This window comes from Xanthomonas sp. NCPPB 2864 (assembly GCF_056675615.1).
Genome location: NZ_JBWWVS010000009.1, coordinates 150,327 through 160,900 on the forward strand (window position 1 = coordinate 150,327; position 10,574 = coordinate 160,900).

Genomic DNA, 10,574 nt, shown 5'->3' on the forward strand with positions numbered 1-10,574 from the left:
GCAGCTCACAGCTTGCGGCGCATGTGCATGTCTCAGGTGTGGTGATTGCGCCGCGCTGGGTCGATTGACCAAAACACCCCAGCAGGATCGACAAGCGTCGCGATCAGCTGCTCGACGCTAAATCGCACACCTTGCCAGCCATCAGCGCGCCGCGCGCCGCCAGCCTGCATTGATTGCTTCCTGGCTTGTGCAGAAAAAACGCTCGCCCTTGGCAGGTGAGATGCTGGTCCGCGTGTAATCGCGTTGCCCGGGCATATGGAAGATCTTGCTGCCCTTGCTGGAAATATTGCCCTTGATGGCGCAGTGCGCAGGCGTTTGCGTCTGCACTGCGGCCTGAGCCCGCTGTGCCGATTGCGTGCGCTTGCCGCGTCGGTAATCAGCAGGCATCTGAAAGCTGCCGGCCCAGAGGCTGCGCCGTTGTTGCTGCGCGTTGCGCTCGTCGGCAACGAACGCGGTGGCGTACTCGCGGTAGGCCACCGCCCAACCGGATTGCACCATCCAGCGGTTGACCGACTGCCCCTGCACATAGCATTCGGCCACGATCCGTCCATAGCGATCGGTGTCCTTGGGTTGGCAGCGAACCGTCTTGTCGAGCAGGTAGCCATCCAGTGCGGCAGCCGAACGTCGGCCGCAAGGCCATGCGCTGCCAGCGTTGCTGGTGCATTGCTGCGCGCTTTCCGGTGCATCGATGCCCCACAGGCGGATACGTTTCTGCGCGACAGTGATGGTGTCGCCATCGGTCACGGTTGCCCGGCCGACCAACTCCGCTGCGATAAGAGGTGAAGCGAAGAGCGCCACGACAACAACTACCGAACATCTGAACAACATCAACAACAAGCCTCGGGTGATCGGCAGAGCGTGGTCCGTCTGTTCTTGCCTTGGTGATTGCGTCTAGCCGATTGGCTCACCAGAGGTCCATCGCACTGATGCCTGCGTCGTCCAGGTCGACGCGGGGCCGGCACTGTATGTCAACGGGACGGCGATGCCTATCCCTTGTGCTGGTCCGCCAAGACGATGCTGCGCTCGGTATTCATCGACGCACATCCCTAACAGTTGCATTCGAGGCCGATCAATCGCGATGCTGATAGACGGCCAACAGAGGCTCGTGCCTTGAAGACCGGCGCCTCTGAAAAGTTGGGTTGTTCCCGATAAGGCCTACAGGTAGCCCTGCCCCGCACCCCGGCGCAGGTAACACATCAAATACTGCCCGGTCCTTTGCAGAACCGGGTAGACAGGCAGGCTTACTGTGCAGCCGCTTGCGGCGCGACAGGCGCCGCATCCGGCGTCACTCGCCAGATCGTATTGGCCAGGTCGTCCGCGACGATCAATGCACCACGTGGATCGAGCGTGACACCGACCGGGCGGCCGCGGGTCAGGCCATCGTCGCCATGGAAACCGGAGACGAAGTCGATCGGGTCGCCCGCCGGGCGGCCATCGCGGAACGGCACGAACACCACCTTGTAGCCCACTGGCGGGTCGCGATTCCAGCTGCCGTGCTCACCGACGAACACACCGTCGGCAAACTGCGTTCCCATCGTGGCCGCCGAAAACGCGACACCGAGTGCGGCGACATGCGAGCCCAGCGCGTAGTCGGGCACGATGGCCGAGGCGACCTTCTGCGGATCCTGCGGCATGACCCGCGTGTCCACGTTCTTGCCCCAGTAGCTGTAGGGCCAGCCATAGAAGCCGCCTTCACGTACCGAGGTGAGGTAGTCGGGCACCAGATTCGGGCCGATCTCGTCGCGCTCGTTGACTACCGCCCACAGTGCGCCACTGCCGGGCTGGATCGCCAGTGCCGTGGGATTGCGCAGCCCGGTGGCATAGCTCTTGTGGGCGCCGGTTGCCGGATCCACCTGCCAGACCTGGGCGCGGTCGACTTCGGCAATCATGCCGCGCTCGGTGATGTTGCTGTTGGAGCCGATCGCAACATACAGATAGCGTCCATCGGCACTGGCGGTCAGGGCCTTGGTCCAGTGATGGTTGATGGCCGACGGCAAGTCGGTGACCTTGCTGGGCGCAGCGCTGGCCTTGGTCTGCCCTTGCTGATAATCAAAACGCACCAGCGCGTCCTGATTTGCCACGTACAGCGCGTTGCCGATCAGCGCCAGGCCATACGGCGCATTGAGCTTGTCGGCAAATACGGTCTTCAGTTCGTAGGTGCCGTCGCCATCGGCGTCGCGCAGCAGCGTCAGCCGGTTGCCGCTCTTGACCGAGGTGTTGCCCTTGGCCTTGATCGCACCTGCAATCACGTCCTTGGGCTTGAGGTTGGGTGCATTGCCGCCGCGGCCTTCGGCGACCAGGATGTCGCCATTGGGCAATACCAGCGTCTGGCGTGGGATGCCCAGACCGGTGGCGATTGCAGTGATGCGGTAACCCGCGGGCACGGTGGGCTTGCGCTCGCCCCAGGCTGCCGGCTCGGCGATGGTCATGTCGGGCAGCAGGCCGCGATCCGGCGCAGGCAGCTCGGGACTGGCGCCGTGTTGTTTGAGCTCGGGCGCCTTGCCGCAGGAAGCGAGTACAGCGGCGAGAATGGAAACCGACAGGACGGTAACGATATGACGCTTCATCGGGCACCTCCCACGCGCAGGCTGGATAGCCCCGCCCAGGTTGCAACGAGCGCGAATGCGGTCGCAATCGCAGAAAACACCAGTGCCGCCGGCATGATGGCCCAGGCATCGCGTGCATGATGCAGGGCGTCGAAGAAGCCGACAATCCATGCGGCACCGAGCGCAATTACATAGATCAGGTTGCGGCTTCCGCGAACGAAGCCGACGATCGCGCACAGCAAGGCGATGGTGGTCAATACCATCGCGCCGATCAGCAGCCACGCAGCAAAGTTGGCCCACTGGATCTGATGACTGCTCCAGTAAGCGTAGTCGCTCAGCAAGGCACCGAGAAACAGCGGCCACACACCGCCGAGCACGGCTGCATGGAACGGATGGATGGCCCAGGATCGGGCGGGCATGGCAGTTGAATTCATGGCGGACTCATTGGGCGCGTTGGTGAAACGTGCCCCGATGCTGCCAGCTGCCACGTGATGAGCGCGGTGATGCTGGGTCTTCTCTGCGCGATGGGCTGCACGGACAAGCATCGGGACCCCAAACCACTCATCCTGCCGAGCGACCGCTGGACCGCTGCCATGACCCTATTTCATAGAAAGATGTGCGTGCTCCAGGACGCTCTCTACGCTGGGCTCCATCCACCGGAGGAACAGACAGATGAAAACCTTAGCAATCGGCTGGCGCGGAAGAACTTCTCCGGCACCAACTGCGTTTTCGATCGCACAGCAGTACGCATCCAGGATGGCTTGAATTCCAATGCGCGTTTGCAGTGATGAGCGCCATTCATAGGACCATGCAAGCTGGATGGATGGAGCGGCGTTGCATCTGCCTCATGCTGCTTGTCGGTACGTATGGCAAGGAGACGGCGATGAAAAACGCAAGCGTGGTGCGTTCGATTCGACATGGTGTGCGCGCAGCTGGGGCGCCATCTGCATCGCACGGTCCGGCAGTGGATGCTTGGATTCGCGTTGCCTTGCCCCTAGATCGGTGGAGAGATGCGATGCCATGCGCGAGCGCGCTGCGCCGCGCTCCCCATGGCTGCGCTGTTGTTGGGCGCAGTTGCCCTGCTCTCTGTTGCCCCCTCCCCCGCGGCAGCACATCCTTCGGAGATCACGTCCATGACGACACACGCCACCTTGTCGCCCAGCCAGCAGGCCATTGCGCCGATTGCCGCGTTTGCGGCCACCGGCGATATCGACCGCTTGAACACCGCATTGGAGGCGGGCCTCGATGCTGGCTTGAGCATCAGCGACTGCAAGGAGGTACTGGTCCAACTGTATGCATATGCCGGGTTTCCGCGCAGCCTCAATGCACTGGCCGCGCTGATGCAGGTCGTCGATGCACGCAAGCAGCGCGGCATCGCCGATGCGCCGGGACACGAGCCCGGCCCGGTACCGAGCGGCGATGCGCTGCTGGCGCTGGGCACCGCCAACCAGACCCGTCTGGCCGGTGCGCCGGTGACCGGGCCGTTGTTTGCGTTTGCGCCGGCAATCGATCAGTACCTCAAGACGCATCTGTTCGGCAACATCTTTGCCCGCGACAACCTGGATTGGGTGAGCCGTGAACTGGCCACGATCAGCGTGCTCGCCGCCCTGGAAGGCGTGGAGGCGCAACTGCAGTCGCATTTGAAGATCGGCTTGAACATCGGCGTGACCGAGGCGCAGCTGCACGAACTGGCCAAGGTGCTGGACAAGCGCGTCGGTGCGGCCGCCGGCACACGCGCCAAGGCGGCACTGGCCAAAGCCAGGGCCCAATGAGCCTGCGGCGGGGTTCGACAACCGCAGCGCGTGCTGCCGGCGCGAATGCGGCTTCCCACGGCAGCACGTCGAAACCGATCGGGCCCCGCTAAAGCGGCGCCGGGCCAGCCGCCAGCCCCGGCCGCCCACCGGCCTGCTTGACGATCAACTGGCCGATGTATTGCTCGGCCAGCCTGGTGCCGATCTCCAGCGCGGTCTGCAGCGAGCCGAAGGTGGGCGCGGCCGGCAGCGGTACGGGATGCCCACAGACCTGCAAGGTCTCCAACACGATGCGCCGATGCCCGAGCTGTCGAGCGACCACGCGGTACGGCAGGCCCTGGTCGGTGCCTTCCGTGGACATTCTTTCGGTGCAGTGGGTACTCATCGGGCTCGAGCATAGCTGTGATGCCCAAATTTGGCGGCGCGGCAACTTGAACAATTTATGCAGACGCTAGCGCAGCGCCAGCGGCGCACTCCCGACAGAACCGCTGCGGCCTGAACAGGCTCGGCCATGCCGCGATGACACCGATGTCGCACCTTGTGTGGCGCACGCAGCGGCGTCGATAAGAACAGAATCAGAGTAATCGGCTGTAGGGGCACGCCGAATGTTGGTTCTTCCCCCAAAAAGATCGGCTTGAATATTCTCCCAGCATTCAGCTTGATGGCCTGAAGCGAGGACGTGCCTGTCTCGACGTTTCATTCGGCACACTGAATATCCAGCGTTTCTTCGAGCATGTCCCTTTGCGCATTTCATGCAGGAAAAGCGGGGAATTGAGCATAATGGCAGGGTTCGCTCGCTTTTGGTCGATATAAATGCGGTGGATATATTCGTTCTGCAGCAAAAAATTTAATATAACTTCGATGTCACTGCGATAAAACTCATCCGATCAGGCCTGATACAGAAGAGTCCGTTAGAGCTGCTAACTTACAGTCGAATCCGCTACACCGTGTGGGCAATTTACCGACATCTTCGACGCATTTCCTGATTACCTGCGATGGTCATCGCATTTAGGATTACCGCCCCCGGAGATTCGTGACGACTTATTGTCGCGTTCGCTATGACATTTCCTTGCAGTCGAGCCTGATAAGGCGCTTTTTAATCTGTTTTGGCTATGGACTAAATCGTAAAACCCTATGCGGGATGTTTTTCTCTGAATAGCAACTGTCCGTTCATGTTTTAGAGTTTACCGGTAGCGCCGTTAAACAATCTCGCAAGCACATGGTTCGATGCATCGGCGCATCACCGTGTTATCCGGAGCGCTTATCTGAGGGGACAGATTCGCGGCGGATAAAGTGAATAACGCGTGAAATCCAACGCCACACCGGCTTTTCCCGGTGCTGGAATCGTCTGCGCCAAATTTTAGAAATTTTGCAGTTGCGGCGCGCTAATTACCGGAATCGACCAACCCATGAATCGCTCGCTACTCGCAACCACGATCGCCTCCTGCCTTGTCCTGACTGCCTGTGGCGGCGGTGGCGGTGGCGGCAATGTCCGCAGTGACCCACCGCAGACCACGGTGGTCGCCCCGACGCCGTCCACTCCCCCAGCGCCCACCACGCCCACGCCCACGACTCCAACGACTCCAACGACGCCGGACACCACCGCGGCCGACCCGCTGCCGAACACCGCGCCGACGCCGGCACCTGCCCCCGCCCGCTACCAGGGCCTGGCCAGCAACCTGCTGGTGCCGACCAATGCGGATCTGGCACAACAGGCCGGCGCCAAGGGTCAGGGCGTCAAGCTGGCGGTGCTGGACGACAACCTCTATGGCAGCTACGCGCCGATCAGCGGCAAGGTCGATACCTCCAACGATTACACCGACACCCCCGGCACCCCGGAATCCGCATCGAACGCGTTGCGCGGCCACGGCACCGTCGTCTCGGCATTGGTGCTGGGCACCGCCCAGGACGGCTTCGCCGGCGGTGTCGCGCCGGATGCGGACCTGTTCTATGCGCGCATCTGCGCCGAAAACTCCTGCGGTACCCAGCAGACCCGCCGCGCGGCGGTGGACCTGGCGGCAGCCGGCGTGCGCATCGCCAATCTGTCGATCGGCGCCTCGTACGCAGATGCAGCCAGCAGTGCCAATGCCGCACTGGCCTGGAAGTATGCGCTGACCCCGCTGGTTCAAGCCGATGCGCTGATCGTAGCCGCCACCGGCAACGAAGGCGCGGCAGAAGCCTCCTACCCGGCGGCGACGCCGGTGCAGGAAGCCGGCCTGCGCAACAACTGGCTGGCCGTGGGCGCGGTCAACATCGACAGCGCCGGCAATGCCGCCGGCCTGACCAGCTATTCCAACCATTGCGGCGCCGCCGCACAGTGGTGCCTGGTGGCGCCGGGCAGCTACTTCGCACCCGCGCTGGCCGGCACCGAGCTGCAGGGCCAGATCGCCGGCACCTCGTTCTCCACGGCCGCTGTAAGCGGCATCGCGGCGCAGGTGCTGGGCGTGTATCCGTGGATGAGCGCTTCCAACCTGCAGCAGACCCTGCTGACCACCGCCACTGACCTGGGCGACCCCGGCGTGGATGCGCTGTACGGCTTCGGCCTGGTCAATGCGGCCAAGGCGATCAAGGGCCCGGGCCAGTTCGCCAGCAACTGGGCGGCGAATGTGACCTCCGGCTACGACAGTACCTTCAGCAATGACATCTCCGGCGCCGGCAGCCTGACCAAGAACGGCGCCGGCAGGCTCACGCTCAGCGGCAACAACACCTACACCGGCGGCACCAGCGTCAGCGACGGCGTGCTCGCACTGTCCGGCAGCCTGCGTTCGGATGTCATTGTGCTCAACTCGGCCACGTTCGAATCGCGCGGCGGTGTCATCAACGGCGGCTACAGCCTGGCCAACAACACCGGCACCACCGCCATCGAATTGGGCAAGGGCTTGACCGTCACCGGCCAGGCCAGCCTGAAGGGCAACCTGCTGTTGCTGCCGGAAGCGGCTGGCTACAACGTCGGCAGCAGCGAGAAGATCGTCAAGGCCGGCACGTTGCAGGGCAGCTTCGATCGGGTGCAGTACGCCAACAACTTCTTCTGGACTGCTTCGCTCGCCTACGACCCCACCACCGTCACCGCCACGTTGACCCGCAATGCCTCCGCTGCCAGCGCGCAGGCGGCCGGTGCGCCGCAGTCGGTGATCAACGGTGCCACGCAGGCCGATACGCTGGTCAAGGTGCTGGATACGCGTGTGGCCTCCGGCGATACGGATAACCTGGGTGGCCTGATCAGCGCTACCGGCGCGCTGCTGGCCGCCAACGATGCGCAGGTTGCCGCATCGCTGCCGACCCTGGCCGGCCAGGTACACGGCATCGAGCGCACGCTGGGCTTCCAGTCGGCACTCAACGATGCACGCGTGGCGGCCGATCGCCTGCCCTACCTGGCCGACACCACCACGCTGACCACCTGGATGCAGGGCAGCTATCTGGACGGCGAACTGGGCGGCAAGGGTTTCGACTCGGCCGATTACACCCAGCAGGCCACCACCGTCGGCGTGGATCTGCCGATGGGCAGCGCCGGCACCATCGTGGGTGCGGCGCTGAGTTCGGGGCAGGACCGTGCGCACATCGACGCATCGGCCAGCCGCCTGCGCTCGGACCGTTACGCGATGACCGCGTATCTGTATCAGCCGATCGGTCAGGCGTATGTGTCCGGGATCGGTTCCTACGGCATGAGCAATGTGGACACCGAACGCACGGTGCAGGCCGGCAGCATCGGCGAGCGCCTGCAGGATCGCCGCCACGACACCAACTGGTCGCTGCGTGCCGAAGTCGGCCTGATGCCGCAGGCAGGGCTGTCGCCGTTCATTGCCGCAGGCGTGGTCAGCCAGACCCAGGATGCCTTCAGCGAAGCCTCGGCCACCGGGCTGGGGTTGAGCGCCAACAGCGACACGTTGCGTGCCGGCTATGGCGAGGTGGGTGTGCGCGGTCATCTGGTGCGCGGCAAGTGGGGCTTCGATGGCTTGATCGCCTACCGTTCGCTGCTCGGCAATCCGAACTCGGACTTCACCGCCTGGTTCACTGGTCTGCCGGAAGCGCGCTTCAACGTGGCCGGCGAGCCGGTGTCCAAGCAGTCGGCGCGTGCCTCGGTGGGCGTGCGTTACCAGCTCAACGATGCCTTCTCCATCTATGGCAACGTGGGCGCCGAGCGCGGTCGTTCCGATGCCAACAGCATCAATGCCAATGTCGGCTTGCGCTGGCAGTTCTGATCGCGACCGGCACCCGACCGCACTTGGTCACTGTAACCACCGATGCCATGCAGCACTGTGCATCAGGCAAAAAAAAGCCCCGGCAATGCCGGGGCTTTTTGGTCTGCGGTGAATCAGAAGCTCCAGCCCCAGGTGACCTGGCCGCCGTATGCGGTCTGGCCATCACCGTTGAGTCCCTGCAACGACAACGCCATGCGGCTGTTGGGCGAGGTGATCAGGCTGACGCCCAGTTCGCCGACCACCGCGTTCTTGGCCAGCGTGACGCTCTGCACCGAGAACTGCGAACCGCTGCCGACAAAGCCGGCCGACCGCTCCACGGCGCGGTCGCCGAACGCATGCCGCCAACCCACCGAGGCGTACACCCCGGCCGCCGCACCCAACTGCCAACGCCCGCGTACGCCCACCGTGCTGGTGGTGTACTCGTCCTTGGCACTGTCCACCGACAGCCCGGCTATGCCGCCGCGCTCGTTGAAGCCGTCGGTCTCCAGGTGCGTGTAGTCCGCCGCAACAAACGGGCTGTACACCGCATTGCCGGTGCGCAGGTTCCAGGCCGCTTCCAGCGACACGGTGACGGCCTTTGCATCGTAATTGCTGGTCAGCCGCTCTTCGAGCACGCCGGGCAACATCACCCGACGGCTGCTGTCCACGCTGTAGTCCGCATAGTCGACCGCAGCCTGCACAGCGAACGCGGACCAATCGGCCTGGGCGTAGATGCCCGCATGGGTGCCATCGATATCGGAACGATCCAAGGATTCGCGCGAGCGGGTTTCGATATCCTGATTACCGACCGCGACACCGACCACGCTGCGCTCGCCAATGCGCCGTTCTGCACCGGCCATGATGCCGTTGTCCTCGCGCCGCACCGAAGCGGTGTTGGCATCTCCATCGACACGATTGGGCAGGCTACGGCCGGTGATCCAGACCGTGGTATCGCCCACCCGCGCATCCTGACTGTCGCCACGCAGATGATTGCCGACGCCGCTCAGCAGGAAGCGGCTATCCAGCAAAGCGGTCGCCGTGCTGGCATGGCTTTCGCCCGACAGCGAGGCAAACGCCGTGCTGATCGCTTGCGGGTCGTCGGGCAGACGCACTACCGCTTGGTAGACCGGGCTGGTGGTCGGCAAGCCATCCACCGCAGCTGCGGCGGCCTGCTGGTTGGGCGCGGTGACCGCATCGACCATGGCCACGGTGTTGCGGCCAAACGACACCGACAGCGCCGTGGCACTGGCGCTGACATTCGGCGTGACGAAGGCGTAGTCGGAAACGACGTTGGTGAATTGCCCGGTCAGCCCGCCAGCGGCGCTGATGACCGGGATCTCGGTGAACAACGGCAGATCGGTCGCACGCACCAGTTGCAGGGTGCTGCCCGGTGCCAGCGTGGCCGCCCCGCCCACGCTGATTGGTGTCACCGTGCCGCCTGCGCCCGGCGTGACCTGCAGGGTCGAGCCATTTCCAAGCGCGGCATTGCCGCCGACGCTGATCGTGCCAGCCGTGCCACCAATCGCCACGGTACCACCGGAGGTCAGGCCGCCGATGCTGCCGCTGCCGGTAAGCGTGCCGCCCGGGCCCACCGTGACCGGCCCGCCCAATGCGGCGCCTGGATTGGCAGCATTACCCACACTCAAGGTTCCTGCGGCAATCGTGGTCGGCCCGGTGAAGCCACTGCTGTTGGCGGTGACCAGCAAGGTGCCCCCACCATCCTTGAGCAAACTGCCGGTACCCGACAGGATCCCTGCGTAGGTGCCATTGGCGGTCTGCTGGAACACCAGTGCGCCGGCATTGGCGATATTGCCTTGCAAGCTGTCGGTATCGCCAATCAATGTGCCCGCATTGATCGTGGTGCCACCGAGATAGGCGTTGACACCATCCAGCGTCAACGCGCCCGCGCCGTTCTTGATCAAGGTACCGCTGCCGGTGATGTTGCCGGCAAACGTGCCATCGCCTGCCTGGTCGAACACCAGTGTCGCATTGTTGACGATATTGCCCTGCAGGCTGGTGGTGGTACCGATCAGGCTGCCGCTGGCAATGGTGGTGCCACCGCTGTAGGTATTGGGCGCAACCAGCGTCAACGCCCCCGC

The 10,574-nt window shown here is 63.9% G+C and carries 7 protein-coding genes; 2 read left to right on the plus strand and 5 right to left on the minus strand.

Translation table 11 applies throughout. The features are described 5' to 3' along the window. Positions 1-141: 141 nt before the first annotated feature. The 3 genes from AC1KVE_RS17625 to AC1KVE_RS17635 form a co-directional block, all read right to left on the minus strand. On the minus strand, positions 142-828 hold the full coding sequence (locus AC1KVE_RS17625; RefSeq protein ID WP_481092793.1) for a thermonuclease family protein: 687 nt from the start codon (positions 826-828) through the stop codon (positions 142-144). A 413-nt stretch (positions 829-1,241) separates the two neighbouring features. Beyond that, positions 1,242-2,567 (minus strand): PQQ-dependent sugar dehydrogenase, encoded by a 1,326-nt coding sequence (locus AC1KVE_RS17630; RefSeq protein ID WP_481092792.1) that lies wholly within the window; start codon positions 2,565-2,567, stop codon positions 1,242-1,244. Beyond that, on the minus strand, positions 2,564-2,980 hold the full coding sequence (locus AC1KVE_RS17635) for a hypothetical protein (RefSeq protein WP_054592712.1): 417 nt from the start codon (positions 2,978-2,980) through the stop codon (positions 2,564-2,566). The genes AC1KVE_RS17630 and AC1KVE_RS17635 overlap by 4 nt, the downstream gene beginning before the upstream one ends. Positions 2,981-3,679: 699 nt before the next feature. On the opposite strand from AC1KVE_RS17635, the gene AC1KVE_RS17640 reads away from it, so the two are divergent. Next, a complete protein-coding gene (locus tag AC1KVE_RS17640) occupies positions 3,680-4,318 on the plus strand; it encodes a carboxymuconolactone decarboxylase family protein (protein ID WP_481092791.1) in 639 nt (212 codons plus the stop codon). Positions 4,319-4,406: 88 nt separating this feature from the next. Here the strand turns inward: AC1KVE_RS17640 and AC1KVE_RS17645 are convergent, their stop codons facing one another. Continuing rightward, positions 4,407-4,682, minus strand: a complete 276-nt coding sequence (locus AC1KVE_RS17645) for a hypothetical protein (protein ID WP_024940668.1) — start codon at positions 4,680-4,682, stop codon at positions 4,407-4,409. 1,024 nt (positions 4,683-5,706) lie between these two features. On the opposite strand from AC1KVE_RS17645, the gene AC1KVE_RS17650 reads away from it, so the two are divergent. Then, positions 5,707-8,496 (plus strand): S8 family peptidase, encoded by a 2,790-nt coding sequence (locus AC1KVE_RS17650; RefSeq protein ID WP_481092790.1) that lies wholly within the window; start codon positions 5,707-5,709, stop codon positions 8,494-8,496. Between the two features lie 113 nt (positions 8,497-8,609). On the opposite strand, the gene AC1KVE_RS17655 is transcribed toward AC1KVE_RS17650, so the two are convergent. Further along, a partial coding sequence (locus AC1KVE_RS17655; RefSeq protein WP_481092789.1) for an autotransporter outer membrane beta-barrel domain-containing protein occupies positions 8,610-10,574 on the minus strand: 1,965 nt, incomplete at its 5' end.

Bases quoted from the DNA above. Each gene is read 5' to 3' on its own strand.
- AC1KVE_RS17645 (WP_024940668.1), bottom strand. From the start codon at position 4,682: ATGAGTACCCACTGCACCGAAAGAATGTCCACGGAAGGCACCGACCAG.
- AC1KVE_RS17625 (WP_481092793.1), bottom strand. From the start codon at position 828: ATGTTGTTCAGATGTTCGGTAGTTGTTGTCGTGGCGCTCTTCGCTTCA.
- AC1KVE_RS17640 (WP_481092791.1), top strand. From the start codon at position 3,680: ATGACGACACACGCCACCTTGTCGCCCAGCCAGCAGGCCATTGCGCCG.
- AC1KVE_RS17650 (WP_481092790.1), top strand. From the start codon at position 5,707: ATGAATCGCTCGCTACTCGCAACCACGATCGCCTCCTGCCTTGTCCTG.
- AC1KVE_RS17635 (WP_054592712.1), bottom strand. From the start codon at position 2,980: ATGAATTCAACTGCCATGCCCGCCCGATCCTGGGCCATCCATCCGTTC.
- AC1KVE_RS17630 (WP_481092792.1), bottom strand. From the start codon at position 2,567: ATGAAGCGTCATATCGTTACCGTCCTGTCGGTTTCCATTCTCGCCGCT.